The organism is Salinibacterium sp. TMP30 (genome assembly GCF_038397785.1).
Classification (GTDB): domain Bacteria; phylum Actinomycetota; class Actinomycetes; order Actinomycetales; family Microbacteriaceae; genus Rhodoglobus.
Window position 1 is genome coordinate 1,875,955 of sequence record NZ_CP151642.1, and the last position, 17,691, is coordinate 1,893,645.

Consider the following 17,691-nt stretch of genomic DNA (forward strand, 5'->3'; position numbering starts at 1 on the left):
TGGAATGTCGGTCGAAATCAACTCGAATCGCTCAGCTTCGGTCATTGCTGATGCGATTCGCGAGGAAATCCTTAACGACTCGTTCAGCCAGGGCTCACCACTGCGCGAGGTTAGCCTTGCTGCGCGCTTCGGTGTCTCTCGAAGAACTATCCGCGAAGCGCTGTTAGCACTTACCGCTGATGGTCTCGTAACTCATCGGCACAATCAGGGTGCGTCGGTACGAAAGTATGAACGCCAGGATGTTCGAGACCTTTACCGAGTTCGCCGTCTTCTTGAGTCGGAGGCTGCGCGTTGCGTCTCAACCGTAAGCTCAACGCTGCTCGAACGCATCGATGATGCCTGTAACGCCATGGAAACGGCTTCAGAACACGGGTTCACGTCGGTTGAACTCGCAAAGGCAGACGCCGCTTTCCATGGAACCGTGATCGCGCTTCTTGAGAGCCCCCGATTCAGCGAGTTCTATTCTTCGATCGCGCAACAAGTGGTGCGAGTGATCACTATTGCTCAGGAGACGGATGTCGCTCTTCAACGTGATGTCACAACTATCGTCGCTGAGCACCGCGCTATCCGCGATGCGCTCATGCACCGTGATGGCTGGGAAGCGCAACGTTTGATCACCGAACACATCGACCGCCACGAGCAGAACCTGATCGTCGGTCTCGACGCGCACTAGTCATCGTTCGCTATTGGCTCAACCATCGGTGGAGGGCGTATTTTGGGTGCCTCTAATTCAGTATTTCAGGGCCTAGAGTCAATTTGGTCTTCAATTTATGCAAAATCAGACGCTTAGTTTAATTTTTGGTGATCAATGCGGTACAGTCGTGGGCGGGCCACGGCCTGAACTTGACGCATTTCACTCAACGACGAGGAGAACCCAATGTCCATGAAGCCACGCCCCTCAACGCTGACCGCGGTCGCCGCGGTCGCCGCAGCAGCACTATTCCTCACCGGATGTTCAGCTACCGAAGTGGGGAGCCAAGACGTTCCGGCAAGTGACCGACCCACGGCAGCCCTGAACACCGACATTCAAGCGATGCTGCCAGAACGCATCATGGAGTCTGGCGTGATCACCGTCGGCACCGAGGCGTACTACCCGCCCTACGAGTCTTTCGCAGACGACGACGCCACCATCATCGGCCTTGACCCCGACCTCCTTCACGCGGTGGGCGATGTGCTCGGAGTGGAGATCAAGCTCGAGAATATGGCGTTTGATGGACTCCTGCCGGCCCTTGACGCAAAGCGCCTCGACATTGTGAGCGCTGCCTTGACGATCAACGCGGATCGGGTTGAGAAGTATGACTTCGTCACGTACTTCAACACACCTCAGGGCATCACTGTCCCCGCCGATAACCCCAAGGGGATCACAACACGAGACGATCTTTGCGGGCTCAACGTCGCAGTGCTCGACGCATCACATCAACTTTCGCTTCTCGAAGCTATGAATGACGACCTCTGCTCCGACAACCAGATGACGGTCACTGCATTTACCTCTGACGCGGATGCACTGCAGCAGCTCCAGTCGGGACGGGCCGATGCCAGCCTCTCTCAGTACCCTGTCGCGGCGTACAGCGCTGCGAACTTCGGCAATGGCAATATCTTCACTGCCATCAGCGATCCCTCGTTCGGGCCATCACTGCTCGGCGAAGTATTCCGCAAGGACGACACACAATTGCGCGATGCTGTGCAGGCTGCCATAAATGACCTCATTGACTCCGGGGTTTATGAAGAGGTTCTCGACGCGAACGACCTTGCCGTAGGCGCTATTACACAAGCAGAAATCAACGAGATCCCGTAGCCCGCGATGAGTACCCGCAACTCTCGGATAGAAGACCTAGAGAAAGCCGCGCACGGAACTGGCGCCATCCACTCTGTGCCCGTACGCCATCCTGGTCAGGCAATCGCTGGCGCCTTACTGGTTCTCGCCCTCGGAGCATTGATCTGGTCTATCGTCACGAACGACAACATCAGGTGGGCGATCGTTTTCGAGAATCTTACCGGTGAAACCATTCTGCGCGGCCTCGGCACGACACTGCTGCTTACCGCAATTGCGATGCTGATCGGTCTCACCCTTGGTGTGCTACTTGCCATTGCACGACTGTCTAAGAACCGAGTAATGCAAGCGGTGTCGGCAGGGTACATCTGGTTGTTCCGCGGAACACCATTGCTTGTGCAGCTCTTACTGTGGTTCAACCTGGCACTGTTCTTTCCACGAATCGGCATCGCGGATTTCTCAATCGATACCAACGTGATCATCACTGCCTTTGGCGCAGCGATTCTTGGACTAGGCCTCAACGAGGGTGCCTATATGGCCGAGATCGTGCGGGGCGGCATCCAATCAGTGAACAAGGGTCAGATCGAAGCTGCTGCAGCGCTGGGCATGCGGCAGCGTCACGTGACGTGGCGCATCGTACTTCCGCAAGCCATGCGCGTCATCATTCCCCCCATCGGAAACAACCTCATCACCATGCTGAAAATGACCTCGCTGGTCAGCGTCATCGCCGTGCCTGATCTCCTGAATCGAGCACAAGCGATTAGCGCGAAGAACTTCTACGTGTTCGAGATGCTGATCGTGGCAACAATTTGGTACTTGGTGATGACAACAATTTTCACCATTCTCCAGATGCAACTTGAGAAGCGCTTCGACCGAGGCTTCAGCACTAGCAGCCCAAGGGTGGGAAAGCGACTAGCAAAAAATCTGCGCCCCGGCCGCGTATCTAATACCGAGCTATTGCAAACGGTGCAGGAAAAGAGCAAAGAATGAGCAATGAGTTTTCGCCTCAAACGAACTCCGACGTGCCGATGGTGGTCGCAAAGAACATCCATAAGTCTTTCGGCCACAACGAGGTTCTCAAGGGCATTGACATGGAAGTGCCTCGTGGCAGCGTCGTGTCTTTGCTCGGTGCGAGTGGCAGCGGAAAGTCAACCTTTCTGCGGTGCATCAACAGCCTAGAGAAGATCGATGGTGGCCGCATTTGGATCGATGGCGAGCTAGTCGGCTACAAAGAGAAGAACGGCAAACTGCACGATATGACGGAGGCGGAGATCACGCGGCAGCGTATTCGCACCGGCATGGTTTTTCAGCAGTTCAATCTCTTTGCGCATATGACCGTACTTGAGAACATCATCGAGGCGCCGATGAAGGTTCTCGGCCGGCCGCGCAAACAGGCGATTGAGCGCGCACGTGAACTGCTCGAACGAGTTGGGCTCTCCTCCCATCACGCTCACTACCCCATGCAGCTCTCCGGCGGACAACAACAGCGTGTCGCTATCGCCCGCGCTCTTGCCATGGATCCTGAGATCATGCTGTTCGATGAGCCGACGAGTGCACTCGACCCCGAGCTTGTCGGCGAAGTTCTCGACGTCATGCGCGGTCTCGCAGACAGCGGAATGACCATGATCGTTGTGACACATGAGATCGGTTTCGCGCGCGAGGTCTGCGATCAAGTCGCGTTCTTGCATGCGGGACAAGTAGTGGAGCAAGGACGACCAGAAGACGTGATCAGCAATCCGCAGCACGAACGTACTCGGTCGTTCTTGTCCAAAGTGCTGTAGTTCGCCACTCCGCCACGCTCAACTTCGAGAACTTTTGGCCGCTCGACGGCCCGAATGAAAGGATTCCTGTGTCTGCGACCACTCCCCTGGTGCTCTTTTCAGACTTCACCGATCTTGATCCCGCACCTGCTAAACAACTACTCCACAACCACGGAATCACTTCCGAGCTGATGCGAGTCGATTCTTCGGGGCAGATCGATGAATCACAGCGTCACGCGATCGGCATCGTCGTGGGCTTTTCAGACATCAGTGCTCAGATGATCGACCAGTTGCCGCAACTCGGAATCATCGCTGCAACGAGCAATGGCACCGACATGATCGATGTCACACATGCGACAGCGCGCGGAATCTGGGTGACCAATGTTGGTCATGCTGCTACCGAAGAGGTTGCCGCGCACGCACTCATGCTCACGCTTGTTGCATTGCGGGAGTACCCCGCGATGGTGCAGACAGTAAGAAATGGCGGCTGGACAGACGACCTCGCCGTGGTTCCGCGTCGCATCAGCAGTCTCACTCTCGGCCTCATTGGCTACGGAAGGATCGGCGCAGAGTTTGCCCGGATAGCGGCGCCGCTGTTCGGTCGCGTCATTGCTTTCGATCCGTTCCGTGCCCCAACTGACGGTGTCGCCGAGCCTGCAAGCCTCGAAACAGTAATCACCGAATCGGATGTGGTATCGCTTCACCTTCCGCTCACTGCGGACACGCGCGACCTCATCGGTGCCGATGAAATCACCAGCATGCGTGACAATGCCGTGCTCATCAATGTTTCCCGCGGTGAACTAGTCGACCTCGACGCCTGCATCCGGGCTCTCGACAGCGAAAAACTCGCGAGCGTTGGCTTCGACGTGCTGGATGGCGAACCGCCCGCGGCTGATCATCGGCTCCGCAACCATCCGCGCGCTGTGGTGACCCCCCACGCAGCCTTCCTCTCAGATGAGGCACTAAGGCACTACGAGACCGACCCTGCCAGCTACATCACTGAGTGGTATTCGAGTGGTTCACCGACAGCCTGCGTTGTTGGCCGCCCGGCCACCGCCACACCTCCCCTCTAACAACTGCCCTCCGCACACCTCTGGGCCGCAGTCAACGAAAACTGAGATACATCATGAATCCAACGAACTCATCCGACGACAATGCCCAGAGCGCGACGGGAAAAAATGAGCGCATCGGTGGCGACCTTGTCCTCGAGACAATTCAGGCGCTCGGTGGGCGACATGTGGTCGGATTGCCCGGCCAACATGCACTGGGACTCTTCGACGCTATCCGCCGAAGCGATCTGCACTACCTGAGTTCACGCGTCGAGAACAACGCCGGATTCATGGCTGACGGCCTCGCACGCGCAACCGGCACCGTAGCTCCGCTGTTCTTGTCTGCTGGCCCCGGCGCGCTGACCTCGCTCGCCGCCCTTCAAGAAGCAGCAGCCTCGTCGATTCCTGTTCTTGCGGTCGCCGCCCAAATCCCGGTCCGCGGCCTTGGTGGCGGACGACACGGATACCTCCACGAGTTGCCGGACCAGGCTGCATCATTCAAGGGTGTCGTGAAAGACACGTTCACTGTTCGGCATGTCTCCCAGATCGTGCCAGCCGTAATCGAGGCCTGGCAACACGCCCTTGACGCCCCAGCCGGACCGGTGCTCTTGGAATTGCCGCAAGATGTGCTGCTCGAACGCATCGACGAGGATCTATTCCCCGTTCCCACTCCGATGCTGGTTCACGGCAAAACTCCCCGCATTTCGCAACCACTTATCGAGCGCGCAGCCGAGATCCTTGCCTCGGCCGCACGGCCCGTTATCTACGCCGGTGGTGGTGTTCGTGCCGCCGCGGCCACGACTGAGTTGCTCCAACTTGCCGAAAGACTTGCCGCTCCGGTCGCAACGACATTCGGCGGCAAGGAGGTGTTCCCCTGGGAGCACCCGCTCAGCCTGCAATCGTGGGCAGAAGACTTGCATACGACCGAGTTTTTGGAGGACGCCGACGTGCTCTTGGTGGTCGGCAGCGGTCTCGGCGAACTATCAAGCAACTACTTCACGCTTGACCCACGAGGAACAGTCATCCACATCGATGCCGACCTGGGGCAGCTAACAGCCAATTACCGAGGTATGGGAATTCACGCAGACGCACGCGATGCACTGAGCGGTATCCTCGCTGCCCTGCCGGAAGGCGACGCTAGCGAGGAAAAGTTCGCTTTAAGCGCCGCGCGTGCCGCAGAAGTCCGAGACAAGGTGGCGGCGCGCCTCGCAGCTCAGCCGCTTGAGAAGGAAATGAAGTTGATTGCCGAACTTCGTGCTGCTGTACCTGCGCACACGGACACGTTCTGGGACATGACTGTTCTCGCCTACTGGGCTTGGTCGGCGTGGAACCCTCAGCAGGGGATTTCTGCTTCGGCACAGGGCTCAGGCGGTCTCGGCTACGGGCTTCCCGCAGCAATCGGATCCGCGCTTGCCGCCCACACCGACGGCGGGAGTTCGAAGCTCGCCGTGAGCGGTGACGGCGGCTCGTTGTATGGCATCGCGGAGCTCGCCACACTCGCGCAGCACAACCTAGATGTCACCTGGCTCATCATCGACGACGGCGGCTACGGAATCCTGCGAGAGTACATGGTCGCCGAGTTCGGAGCGGCGACCGCAACCGAGCTCACTCGCCCTGACTACGTGGCACTCGCGAAGTCCTTCGGAATCTCAGCGCGGAAAGTGTCCATCGAAGATGCGCCGGCGGCGGTAGCCGAGGGACTAGCTGCTGGCGGCCCTCAGCTAGTGCTCGTCGAAACAAAGCTCGAGCTCTTTGCCCCGACTCACCTGGACCGTCCAGCAGCGCACGAGAAGTAAAGGCCTGCAGTTACCGCGCCTCCGCGCACTCCACAGAGGTCGAAACGGAGACCAAGGCGCACGGTAAGCGTGGTGCAGTGTGTGCCGACTACAAACAGTTGAGGAATCCGGGGGTAATCCCCACAGCGGCGACCCGACAACACGCGATACTGTATCTCCTAGTTCATTGCTAACGTCGCCGACTACGCGCACCTAGCCGACGATTCTGGAGATCCCTTTGGTAGGCACCGCTCTGATTCCCTGGCTTGACCCCAACAACCTCATCGAGGGCTTCGGAGCGTTTGCGCTGCTCGGGGTCGCGTTCATTGTGTTCGCCGAGACAGGACTGCTCGTTGGCTTCCTCTTGCCCGGCGATACGCTGCTCATTATCACCGGCGTGCTGACGTTCACTGGCGTCATCGGCTTTGATATTTGGTGGGTGTGTTTGGCCATCAGCGTTGCAGCATTCTTGGGTGGCGAGGTCGGCTACCTGATTGGGCACAAATTGGGCCCGAAAGTTTTCGAACGAAAAGAGACCGGGTTGTTTAGCGTCGAGAACGTTAAACGCACCAATGCCTTCTTCGGCCGCTTCGGCGGTCTCGCAGTAATCTTGGCCCGCTTCGTTCCCGTCGTGCGAACCTTCGCACCGGTAGCAGCAGGCGTCGGCCATATGGACTACCGCAAATACTCCCTTTACAACGCCATCGGCGCACTCATCTGGGGTTCCGGCCTCACCTACGCCGGATTCCTGCTCGGCTACATTCCGCCGCTGCGTGACTTCATCGTCAACTACATCGACATCATCCTGCTCGCCGCCGTCACCATCTCGGTGCTACCGACTGCCTACCACTACTTTCGCTCGTCGTACAAAGCGAAGAAGGCACGTGACGCCGGTCGCGCCGCTGCACTCGATGACGATGAAGCAGAAAAGCTTGCACTTCACCCCAAGGACTTCGATCAGAAGCTCGACGACTAGGCGGAGTTCCTATGGATGTTGCGGTCCGCTAGCTATTTGGCTTCACGCTTGCGGATTGCGTCCATGCCCTGCTGGGCGCCGCGACGCACCTCAATGTCTTCGTCTTTGACAAGGGACGACATCGCTTCGATCTCTTCTGAGGTTCCGACGGTGCCAAGGGCACGCGCTGCTGCCGCACGAACACGCGGAGTTTCATCCGTGAGGAGCGCCACAAGCTGTTCGCGAGCGTCGAGTCGACGAGTAGCAACAACACGGGTTGCCATCTCTCGCACACGCCACGCCTGATTGCTGAGTGCCGCGCGTACGGCATCCGCAGCACTGTCATCCCAGGCGTGCAGCAGTGCGCGGGTTCCCCACAGTTCGGGCCAGTACAACACGGGCGCACCGTCGAGGATGCCCTGAGCGTGTTCGCCTCCGACGATCAATAGGAACTCTTTGCCCTCGTTGTTGCCCTCAATGAGAGAGACCGCGCGCTCGACAATGACGGCTTCGCCATGTCGTTCGCTCGCTGCCGCAATGCGGGCCGCGATAGGGAGTTCAAGATTTACTGCGTGGGGATCATCATGTTCAGACACGCCTCAACCCTACGTTGTTGTTCTCCTGCACGAGAACGACAAGCGCCTACTTCGTGTCGCCGAGCAATCGCGCGCGCACAATGGGCATGATCGCGGTGAACGCTTGCGCACGATGGCTAAGAGCGTCTTTTTGTTCCGATGTCATCTCCGCCGACGTGATGCTTCCACCATCTGGCCAAAAAATGGGGTCATAACCAAAACCGTGGGCACCGCTACGTTCGGTCGCAACACGACCTGGCCACAGCGCGAGCTCAACGAACTCGTGACGCTCAACGTTGCTATCAGCGCCTGCAGCAGCGGCACCATCGACGGGCACCACGAACGCCGCAGCACACGCAAACTGCGCAGCACGATCATCCACACCCTCAAGGTTCGTCAGTAGCAGCTCAACGTTGTCGCTGTCATTGCGGGTGCCCGCATAGCGAGCCGAATGGATGCCGGGGGCACCACCCAGCGCATCAACGCAAATTCCAGAGTCGTCGGCAAGCGCAGGCAACCCACTATGGATGGCTGCTGCCCGCGCCTTGATCAGTGCATTCGCCTCAAAAGTGTCGCCGTCCTCTACGGGCTCAGGTCCGTCGTAGGCGACGAGTTCGATACCGTCGAGGGCTGGGCCCAAGATGCGGCGCAGCTCAAGAACTTTGTGGGCATTGTGGGTGGCGAGGACGACGTGCATTATTTTGCGTCGGATCCTGCGGCACCTTCAGCAAGCGATGCGACCTGCATCGAGGTGAGGTCAACTGCCCCCTCAAGGGCGAGGTCGAGAAGGGAGTCGAGTTCGCGGCGGTCGAATGGTGCACCTTCGGCGGTTCCCTGAACTTCTACGAAGAGGCCGCGCCCGGTGACAACAACATTCATATCGGTTTCGGCACGCACGTCTTCGACGTAGGCGAGGTCGAGCATGGGCTCACCATCGATGATTCCGACGCTCACGGCGGCGAGTGAGTCGAACAGGGCTTTGGAGTTCTTGCCGATGAATTTCTTTTCGCGACCCCACTCGATGGCGTCCGCGAGCGCAACGTAAGCGCCGGTGATGGCCGCCGTGCGGGTTCCTCCGTCGGCCTGGAGCACGTCACAGTCGATGACGATGGTGTTCTCGCCGAGAGCTTTCATGTCGACAACGGCACGGAGGCTGCGGCCGATGAGGCGCGAGATCTCGTGGGTGCGCCCGCCGACCTTACCCTTGACGGCTTCGCGGTCCATGCGGCTGTTCGTGCTGCGCGGCAGCATCGAGTACTCGGCCGTGACCCAGCCTTTGCCTTTGCCAGTCATCCAGCGCGGCACGCCATTGGTGAAGGATGCCGTGCACAGTACCTTCGTCTTACCGAAGGAAATGAGGGCTGACCCTTCTGCCTGGTCGCTCCAACCGCGCTCAATCGTGACCTTGCGCAGTTCGTTGTTTTCGCGACCATCGTGACGTGTCATGTCTCTTCTCTCTATCGGTGAATTCTGGCGAGCGGGATAGTTGGCTAGGGGGTATCTGGCTAATAGAACTTCTGGCTAGCTGGGCAGCGTCGGCAAGCTAATTGCACCAGTCTCGAAGGTTTCAACTCGCACAATGTTGGGCCCCATGAATCGGGAAGCCAAACGCGTGAAGCCTTCCTTGTCTGGGCCTGTGGCCTCGAAGGTATGTTCGGCCGGTTCGGTCGAATCGCGCAACAGGTTGTGTGCCACCAAAGTGCTGTAGACGTCGTAGGCGGTTGCTTCAGCGCTGGAGACGAGCGTAACGTCGCGGCCCATCACATACTGAATCGCCGCAGAAATGTGCGGGTAGTGGGTGCAGCCGAGCACAAGCGTGTCAATCTCGGCGGCCTTCAGTGGTGCCAAATACTCTTCCGCGACCGCAAGAACTTCGGGCCCGGTCGTGATGCCGGCCTCCACAAATTCAACGAATCGTGGGCACGCCTGGGTGAACAATTCGATATCGGATGCTGCGGCGAAGGCATCCACATAGGCACGCGACTTGATGGTGCCCTCGGTGCCGATCACTCCGACGCGACGATTGCGGGTCTGGCTCACTGCCGCCCTCGTAGCGGGCTGGATCACTTCAACCACTTCGATACCGTACGCCTCGGTGTAACGCTCACGGGCATCCCGCAGCATCGCTGCGGAGGCAGTGTTGCACGCAATGACGAGCAGTTTGACGCCATCGTCGACGAGACGATCCATCACTTCGAGGGCATAGCGCCGAACATCCGCAATCGGTTTGGGTCCATAGGGCGAGTGGAGGGTATCGCCAACATAAACGATCGACTCGTGAGGCAATTGGTCGATGATGGCGCGGGCGACGGTGAGGCCGCCGACTCCGGAGTCGAAAACGCCAATGGGTGCATCAGTCACGCCATCAATCGTAGTGGTGGATGCGCAGGGAGACCCTGACCGCCTTCAGGGTCTGTCGCGTACGCTGATCAGGTGAGTACAGCTCTACTAACTGACCAATACGAGCTCACCATGCTCGACGCCGCCATCGGCAGTGGCCGCCATGAACGCCCCTGCGTGTTTGAGGCGTTTGCCCGCCGGCTTCCCGACAGCCGCCGCTATGGCGTTGTTGCCGGCACCGGGCGGTTGCTTGAACTGGTTGAACAGTTCCGTTTCGGCGACGACGAACTCTCCTTTTTGCAGCAGAACAAGATAGTTCACCCGAACACCATCGATTGGCTCGCCAACTACCGCTTCACCGGCAATATCACCGGCTACCGCGAAGGTGACGCCTACTTCCCCGGTTCCCCCGTGCTCATCGTGGAGGGATCGTTCGCCGAGGCTGTGCTGCTCGAAACCCTTGCGCTGAGTGTGCTGAACTATGACTCGGCTGTCGCCTCCGCTGCTGCGCGCATGGTGTCTGCTGCCGACGCACGGCCCATCGCTGAGATGGGATCACGTCGCACCGGAGAACGTTCTGCTGTGGCATCCGCCCGCGCCGCCTATATTGCTGGCTTCAGCGCAACCAGCAACCTCGAAGCCGGCCGCAGTTGGGGGGTGCCAACGATGGGCACCGCTGCTCACTCGTTCACTCTGCTGCACGATTCAGAAGAAGAAGCGTTTCAGGCGCAAGTTGACGCCTTCGGGCCCTCGACGACACTGCTCGTCGACACCTATGACGTAGAGAAAGCTGTCGATCTTGCAGTGAAGGTTGCCGGCACTGAACTCGGTGCGGTGCGCATCGACTCTGGCGACCTTGCCGCTCAGGTCGCGGCGGTTCGCGCGCAGCTGGATTCGCTCGGGGCAACCAACACCCGCATCACTGTTACCAACGATCTCGATGAGTACGCCATCGCAGCGCTGCGATCTGCCCCCGTTGACTCTTACGGTGTCGGAACCTCAGTAGTGACCGGTTCCGGTCATCCGGCTGCGGGCATGGTCTACAAACTCGTGGCCCACCACAACGATGCCGGTGAATGGGTGTCGGTTGCGAAGAAGTCGACGGCAAAGGCCACCGTCGGCGGGCACAAGGCAGCGGTAAGAACACTTGAGGGTGGTCGTGCCGTGACCGAGCTGATCTACCAGACCTCCGAAGGTCGGCCCGATGTTGAGGGCCGCGATCTCATCGTCGACCTCATGACAAAGGGAACTGCGGATGCCCGCTGGCTTGGTCATGACGGAACGTGCGCCGCACGCGACCACCGAGAGCAGGCTTTGGCAGAGCTGCCGCAGAATGCGTTCCGGCTGTCGCGCGGTGAACCCGTCGTACCGACCGTCTACTACTAGGCGCTAGTACTAGGCGCTAGCCCTTGAGCTTCTCATAAACTTCTTTGCACGTGGGGCAGACGGGAAACTTCTCGGGATCGCGACCTGGCGTCCACAGTTTTCCGCACAGAGCACGGATTGGTTTTCCGGAGAGCGCCGATTCCATAATTTTGTTCTTCGGCGCGTAGTGAGAGAAACGTTCGTGGTCGCCCTCTTCAACCTGCTCCTGATTGAGCAGTTCTTCAAGTTCGCGGTCGAGAGTGTCAGTTCCGCCGCCAGTGTGATCGGTGTCAGCCATACGTCAATTCTACTTCGCGTTGGCCGGTTTAGTTCTGGGTTGACAGGGCAAGCAATTCTGGACCGCGACGGACCATGATGCGTCCGCCCCAGTACACACCGATGACCAGCACTATCAAACCGAGAGGCACCCCAACGAGGAACGCAGCCCAGTTCGGGTCTAGCGCCTCGAAAGGGTTGAAGAACACGACGGCAAGCACGGGCGCTGCAAATAATAGCGACAGCGCGAACGTGAATGACTGCACAGTTGCCGCGTTGGAAATCAGTGACTGAGGCTGAATAAACGCTCCGTGGCCTGGCAGCGGCGCAGCGTAGGGGAATGCTGCCGAACTGATGCTCGACACTCCTAATCCCGCAAAGAGCAAGCACAGGCTGAGCCCGATCAAACCGGGCAATGCCTCAGAGTTGCCCACGATGATGACGGTGATGATGCTGCCGACGATCCCGAGAGGGATTCCGACAAGGAGACCGGGAACGATTCGACCCCAACGATCATCGGCGCCGTGCGTGTGGGCGGAGACATGGGTCCAGAGTGCGGTGTTGTCGTGTGCGACGTCATTGTGCGCGCTCCAGCCGAGGAACAGGCACATGACGGGAACAGGAATCCACGCAATTATGCCGGCACCGATTCCCCCAACGAGGAGTGCTGCGACCATTCCGATGGGGATGATCGGGATCGCCGCTAAGGCGACGAAGTAGCGGGCGTCGCGTGCCCAATAGCTGAGACTGCGGGCCGCAATTGCGCCGAGTGGTGTGGACGGCATCAGGCGGAACCACCCCAAACCGGAGCGGTAGGTTTCGACAGCGCTGCGCTCGGGCCGGGAGAGCACGAAGCCGAGCATGGCGTACCAGATGGCGGCAAGCACGACGAGGAATCCGAAAGCAATCGCGAGCTTGGCTGCGGCTTCACTCGCACTGCCGGCAGCGCTAGCGGCCGGTGCACTGAATGCGACTCCCAGCGGCGTCCATTCGAGCACCGCCGCACTTCTCCGAAGTACGGGAAGCACTTGCGACTGGTAGTCAGAAAGTGCCAAGAGCACGGCGATCGGCAGTAATGCGATAACGAGCGCGATGGCAACGAAGCCGAAACTTTCGCGCAGTCGGCGAGTGCTCAAGTACCGTGCAGCAATCAGGCTTGCGAGCCGTGAACCAATAACTGCGGTGGCGATCACGATGAGGCCAGATAGCACCGCGACGATGGCGGATGTTGCGGCTCCCGACCAGGCGACAATCTGAGCTACCGCAAGGCCGACAAGCATGAGCGTGGGAATGCTGATGGCGCCGGCAAGTAGTAACAGCAGCGCGAGGCGGAGCCGAGTGAGCGGCAGGTAGGAGAATCTGCGTGGGTCGAGTGCGTCATCCGCATTCCACCCGAGGGGCATGAAGAGGAATCCAATCAGCACCATTGAGCCGAAAACTACGAGAGTGCTGCCAGCGATTTCCGGTGTGGTGTCGCGCAGATTCGCGACCGCAATGATCGCGATGACCGCGAGGACAAGGCTGTAGAGCAACACCAAGGCCATGCTTGATGCCACGAGTGGCCCTCGACGGAACGTGTTCGCGAGGAGGGTCAGTTTCAGTCGGAGAAACTGTTCAACCACTCAAGCCCTCCCCCGCTGGAGTTCTTGCCCGTCAACTGCACAAAGCGGTCTTCGAGCGACATCCCGTTTCGAACGTCATCAATTGTTCCATCGGCGAGCAGGCTGCCTTCGACGATCACGGCAACATGGCTGCAGACTCGCTGTACCAGCTCCATGCGGTGGCTGGAGAGCAACACTGTTCCACCGGCATCCACATATTGCTTCAGGATGCGGGTAACCGTGGTAGCCGAGACGGGGTCGACCGATTCGAAGGGTTCGTCAAGAACCAACAGTCGTGGCGAATGGATCATTGCAGCGGCGAGCGCCACCTTCTTGAGCATGCCAGAGGAGTAGTCGCTGACGAGGCGACCCATCACGTCGTCGAGTCCGAACGCTGTCGCCAAATCTGCCGAGCGCTTTCTCACTTCAGCCGCTTTGAGCCCGCGAAGCACGCCCGAATAGTAGAGGAGTTGCGAACCGGTGAGGCGGTCGAAGATGCGCAGGCGATCGGGCAGCACACCGATGGAGCGTTTAGCGATCTCGGGCGAATCCCACACGTCAATGCCATTGATGGTGGCGGTTCCGGAATCGGGTCGCAAGAGCCCGGTAATCATTGACAGGGTGGTCGTTTTTCCGGCACCGTTGGGGCCGACGATGCCGTAGAAGACTCCGGCACGAACGTTCAAGTCGATGTCATTGACCGCAACCGTGTCGCCAAAGCCCTTCGAAAGCCCGCGAACTTTCAAAACAATATCGGTGGATGTCGCCTCACGAGCGTGAGAGACCGTCGACTGCACTGCAACCACACCAGCGCTCTCACGCTCGCGCTGCGGCTGCGGCTCCGGCGCGACCGGTGTCTTGTCCTTGGGCTTCCGCTTCGGCGCTGCACGGGGTGTGGAATCGACAAGCGCGGCGGTGTGGGCCGATGAGTCCTCTGTGGGCTCCGCATCGATCCCCCTAGCCTCGTGACGCTCTGAGTCGGGAGCTGTTTCTGCGACCACCTCAGCATCGTGCTTTACCGGGTTCTCAACACTCTTCGGTCCAGAGTCGAGCTCTACGGCGGGAGCTGATGCGGCGAACTGTGAGGCAAGAGCGCGTAAGCGAGCGAGGCCTGCGAGCGCGCCATCCGGCTTCTCGATGGGTTCCGGGCTCTCCGATTCAGGTGCCTGACGTTCGGGTGTCTGAAGTGCGGGTGTCTGAAGTTCTGGTGTCTGAAGTTCAGGGCTCTTAGCTTCAGCTGCATCTGCCACGATTGCGGCTGGCTCAGACTCCGGCGTCGCCGCCTCTGCATTCGCTGTCTGTGTGGTCGTTGCCCGCTTTTTGGCCGCGACCCGAGTAGCTGTCGTCCTCGGAGTCGTTGGCTTGGCCGACGATGGCTTGGCCGACGTTGGCTTCGCGCCGGTTGCCCTCGAACGTGCACTGTTTGCCGCTGCGGACCGCGGGACGGTGCTCTTTGCCACCGGCGTTGCGGGGGCGGTGGGTTTCTTGGCTGCCACCTTGCGAGGAGCAGAGGATGCTGGCTTCGCGTCGCCCGGCTTTGCTTGAGCACCGCGTGCAGCGGCGGGCTTGCGGGTGCTCGTTGCGGGCTTCGTTACCGGCGTTTTAACAGTCTTCTTGCCCTCGTCGGGTGTCTGGGCATTTTCCACTGTCCAAACCTACCAATCAGATGCCGGGAGCATGAGCGAGTATCACAAATACACAACAACCCCGAAATATCTATGGAGTTCTCGGCAAGCACAGCTAGCCTGACTATCGCACAAAGGTGTGTCGATTTTACCAATCCCGGGTGAACAGCAGATTAACTACACAATCTCGTCCCCGGATCCCAGAACCACTGAGGAGACCACCATGACTACACAGGTCGTAATTCTAGCTGCCGGCATGGGCAGTCGTTTGGGCCGTTCGCTTCCGAAGCCGCTTACTGAGCTCAACGATGGCCGCACGATCATGAAGCAGCAGTTTGACAACATCCACCACGCATTCGGCAACAACGTAAAGGTCACGATCGTTGTTGGCTACAAGCTTGAACACATCATCGAAGCTTTCCCTGAAGCATCGTTCGTTTACAACGAGCAGTACGACCAGACCAATACCTCCAAGAGCCTGATGCGGGCACTGCAGGCATCCACTCCCGGTGGAGTGCTCTGGATGAACGGCGATGTCGTCTTCGACCCGACCGCACTTGAGCGCGCAGCACTGATGGTTGCGCGCGACCAGTCATTCGTCAGCGTCAACACCGCCAAGGTTTCTGACGAAGAAGTCAAGTACACAACCGACGCAGAAGGTTTCATCAAGGAACTCTCGAAGACCGTCAAGGGCGGCCTCGGCGAAGCGGTTGGCATCAACTACATCTCGCGCGACGCAAAGGCGACGCTGGTCCGCCACCTCAAGAGGGTTGGCGACCAGGACTACTTCGAGCGCGGCATTGAGCTCGCCATCGACGAAGATCGCCTACTCATCGAGCCCATCGACATTTCTGATCTCTACGCGATCGAGGTCGACTTCGCTGAAGACCTTGAGCGGGCAAACCTCTTCGTTTAGGTCACATCCGCTGCGGCTTCACACGTCGCGCACCGAAGAATCTCTCACCTCACAGCGCTGCTGTGCCAGAGTTAGGGTTTCGCCCGCCTACTATAGGGGCGTGGCGTACACAGCACTTGGCCGACCGGCATGGTCTCCCATCACCCGATACCGCCGCATTCTCTGGTTGCTCACTGTCCGCGACCTGCGCGTGCGGTACTCCACCTCAGCCCTCGGCTACGTGTGGTCCATTCTTGACCCTCTTGTGATGGCCGGCATCTACTGGTTTGTCTTTACCCAAGTCTTTGATCGCACTGTAGGCGAGCAGCCCTACATCGTGTTCCTCCTCACCGCACTGTTGCCGTGGATGTGGTTCAACGGTGCAGTTTCGGATGCCACCCGTGCCTACCTGCGTGAAGCCAAGCTGATCAGGTCTACCAAAATTCCGCGCACCATCTGGGTTGCGCGACTCGTACTCTCGAAAGGGATCGAGTTCATCGCCAGCCTGCCCGTGCTCGCCTTCTTCGCGATAATCACCGGAGCGGTACTGCACTGGGAAGCCATATATTTCCTGCTAGGCGTTCTGCTTCAGGCGATCCTCACCGTGGGCGTCGGGCTCATTGTTGCGCCCCTCGTTGTGTTCTTCCGTGACCTCGAACGGGCCACCAAACTTGCCCTACGTTTTCTCTTCTACGCTTCCCCCATCATTTATGGGATCCCCGATCTGCAGAAGCTCGGGCTTGACGGTCTTGCCGCATTCAACCCGCTCGCCGGTATCTTCTCGCTCTACCGGGCAGCATTCTTTCCCGACCAACTTGACTGGTATGCCGTACTCATTGGGGCACTCATGAGCTGCATTCTGGTGGCCGTCGGAATCCTCGTCTTCGTGCGCACCGAGCGTGCTGTGCTGAAGGAGATCTAGTGAACGACACAACCGTAATCCAGGTGCGGGATGCGGGCATCCGGTTTCGACTCAATCGGCGATCACGTCGCAGCTTCAAAGATCTGTTCGCGGGCCGCAAGCGTCGCGCTCGTGCCAACGAATTCTGGGCGTTGCGCAACGTCAGCTTCGATGTCACTGCTGGCGAAGCGATCGGTGTTGTCGGCCGCAATGGTCAGGGTAAGTCAACCCTGCTGAAGCTGGTCGCCGAAGTGATGCTCGCCGATGAAGGAACCGTGCAGGTGGGTCAGGGCGTTGCCCCGCTCATCGAAATTACCGGTGGCTTTGTCGAGGATCTGAGCGTGCGCGACAACGTATACCTCACCGCTGGCCTGCACGGAATGACAAAGCGAGAGATCAACGAGCGCTTCGACGAGATCATCAGCTTTGCTGAGATCGAGCGATTCATCGATACCCCTTACAAACACCTCTCGAGCGGCATGAAGGTGCGTATTGCCTTCGCCGTGATCTCACGCCTCGAAGAGCCCATTATTTTGGTTGATGAGGTACTTGCGGTGGGCGACAAACCGTTCCGTGAGAAGTGTTACCGACGAATTGAAGAACTCCTTATGGGCGGGCGCACCCTGTTCTTTGTCTCCCACAATGAACGCGACCTGCGTCGCTTCTGCAGCCGCGGGCTTTACCTCGACAAGGGTGAACTTGTGCTCGATGGCCCCATCGGCGATGTACTGGCCCGCTACAACGCTGATTACGGTTCCTGAACGGCTGCCGAATTTTCGGGGTGCCGTCAGAGCGCTCCGGTA

The 17,691-nt window shown here is 59.1% G+C and carries 18 protein-coding genes; 11 read left to right on the forward strand and 7 right to left on the reverse strand.

The window, feature by feature from the left end:
- Positions 1-4: 4 nt before the first annotated feature.
- The 7 genes from AADH44_RS09125 to AADH44_RS09155 all read left to right on the forward strand — a co-directional run bounded on the left by AADH44_RS09125 (position 5) and on the right by AADH44_RS09155 (position 7,331).
- Entirely contained in the window at positions 5-673 is a 669-nt protein-coding gene (locus AADH44_RS09125; protein WP_341952488.1) for a GntR family transcriptional regulator, read from the forward strand.
- A gap of 204 nt (positions 674-877) precedes the next feature.
- On the forward strand, positions 878-1,795 hold the full coding sequence (locus tag AADH44_RS09130; RefSeq protein ID WP_341952489.1) for an ABC transporter substrate-binding protein: 918 nt from the start codon (positions 878-880) through the stop codon (positions 1,793-1,795).
- A gap of 6 nt (positions 1,796-1,801) precedes the next feature.
- Entirely contained in the window at positions 1,802-2,761 is a 960-nt protein-coding gene (locus AADH44_RS09135) for an amino acid ABC transporter permease (protein ID WP_341952490.1), read from the forward strand.
- A complete protein-coding gene (locus AADH44_RS09140) occupies positions 2,758-3,552 on the forward strand; it encodes an amino acid ABC transporter ATP-binding protein (RefSeq protein WP_341952491.1) in 795 nt (264 codons plus the stop codon). Before AADH44_RS09135 ends, AADH44_RS09140 begins: the two co-directional genes overlap by 4 nt.
- Before the next feature lie 68 nt (positions 3,553-3,620).
- Positions 3,621-4,604, forward strand: coding sequence for a C-terminal binding protein (locus AADH44_RS09145; protein WP_341952492.1), 984 nt, complete (start codon positions 3,621-3,623; stop codon positions 4,602-4,604).
- A gap of 53 nt (positions 4,605-4,657) precedes the next feature.
- Positions 4,658-6,376 (forward strand): thiamine pyrophosphate-binding protein, encoded by a 1,719-nt coding sequence (locus AADH44_RS09150; protein WP_341952493.1) that lies wholly within the window; start codon positions 4,658-4,660, stop codon positions 6,374-6,376.
- A gap of 217 nt (positions 6,377-6,593) precedes the next feature.
- A complete protein-coding gene (locus tag AADH44_RS09155) occupies positions 6,594-7,331 on the forward strand; it encodes a VTT domain-containing protein (RefSeq protein WP_341952494.1) in 738 nt (245 codons plus the stop codon).
- A 32-nt stretch (positions 7,332-7,363) separates the two neighbouring features.
- On the opposite strand, the gene AADH44_RS09160 is transcribed toward AADH44_RS09155, so the two are convergent.
- From AADH44_RS09160 to murI, 4 genes are all read right to left on the reverse strand, one after another.
- Positions 7,364-7,906 (reverse strand): HEAT repeat domain-containing protein, encoded by a 543-nt coding sequence (locus AADH44_RS09160; RefSeq protein ID WP_341952495.1) that lies wholly within the window; start codon positions 7,904-7,906, stop codon positions 7,364-7,366.
- A 46-nt stretch (positions 7,907-7,952) separates the two neighbouring features.
- Positions 7,953-8,582: an RdgB/HAM1 family non-canonical purine NTP pyrophosphatase gene (gene rdgB, locus AADH44_RS09165; protein WP_341952496.1), complete on the reverse strand. Its 630-nt coding sequence runs from the start codon at positions 8,580-8,582 to the stop codon at positions 7,953-7,955.
- Positions 8,582-9,331 (reverse strand): ribonuclease PH, encoded by a 750-nt coding sequence (gene rph, locus AADH44_RS09170; RefSeq protein WP_341952498.1) that lies wholly within the window; start codon positions 9,329-9,331, stop codon positions 8,582-8,584. The genes rdgB and rph overlap by 1 nt, the downstream gene beginning before the upstream one ends.
- 75 nt (positions 9,332-9,406) lie before the next feature.
- Positions 9,407-10,246 (reverse strand): glutamate racemase, encoded by an 840-nt coding sequence (murI, locus tag AADH44_RS09175; protein ID WP_341952499.1) that lies wholly within the window; start codon positions 10,244-10,246, stop codon positions 9,407-9,409.
- A 72-nt stretch (positions 10,247-10,318) separates the two neighbouring features.
- On the opposite strand from murI, the gene AADH44_RS09180 reads away from it, so the two are divergent.
- On the forward strand, positions 10,319-11,611 hold the full coding sequence (locus tag AADH44_RS09180) for a nicotinate phosphoribosyltransferase (protein ID WP_341952500.1): 1,293 nt from the start codon (positions 10,319-10,321) through the stop codon (positions 11,609-11,611).
- 16 nt (positions 11,612-11,627) lie between these two features.
- Here the strand turns inward: AADH44_RS09180 and AADH44_RS09185 are convergent, their stop codons facing one another.
- The 3 genes from AADH44_RS09185 to AADH44_RS09195 are packed head-to-tail and all read right to left on the reverse strand — an operon-like array spanning position 11,628 to position 15,113.
- Positions 11,628-11,888, reverse strand: coding sequence for a DUF3039 domain-containing protein (locus AADH44_RS09185; protein ID WP_009771671.1), 261 nt, complete (start codon positions 11,886-11,888; stop codon positions 11,628-11,630).
- 28 nt (positions 11,889-11,916) lie between these two features.
- The gene (locus AADH44_RS09190) at positions 11,917-13,488 is read right to left on the reverse strand and encodes a hypothetical protein (RefSeq protein WP_341952501.1); all 1,572 of its coding nucleotides are present in this window, start codon (positions 13,486-13,488) and stop codon (positions 11,917-11,919) included.
- Positions 13,464-15,113: an ATP-binding cassette domain-containing protein gene (locus AADH44_RS09195; RefSeq protein ID WP_341952502.1), complete on the reverse strand. Its 1,650-nt coding sequence runs from the start codon at positions 15,111-15,113 to the stop codon at positions 13,464-13,466. The genes AADH44_RS09190 and AADH44_RS09195 overlap by 25 nt, the downstream gene beginning before the upstream one ends.
- A 202-nt stretch (positions 15,114-15,315) precedes the next feature.
- Between AADH44_RS09195 and AADH44_RS09200 the strand changes: the two genes are divergently transcribed.
- The 3 genes from AADH44_RS09200 to AADH44_RS09210 all read left to right on the forward strand — a co-directional run bounded on the left by AADH44_RS09200 (position 15,316) and on the right by AADH44_RS09210 (position 17,649).
- Entirely contained in the window at positions 15,316-16,008 is a 693-nt protein-coding gene (locus tag AADH44_RS09200) for a phosphocholine cytidylyltransferase family protein (RefSeq protein WP_341952503.1), read from the forward strand.
- Between the two features lie 100 nt (positions 16,009-16,108).
- On the forward strand, positions 16,109-16,909 hold the full coding sequence (locus tag AADH44_RS09205; protein ID WP_341952504.1) for an ABC transporter permease: 801 nt from the start codon (positions 16,109-16,111) through the stop codon (positions 16,907-16,909).
- Entirely contained in the window at positions 16,909-17,649 is a 741-nt protein-coding gene (locus tag AADH44_RS09210; RefSeq protein ID WP_341952505.1) for an ABC transporter ATP-binding protein, read from the forward strand. Before AADH44_RS09205 ends, AADH44_RS09210 begins: the two co-directional genes overlap by 1 nt.
- Positions 17,650-17,691 lie beyond the last annotated feature (42 nt).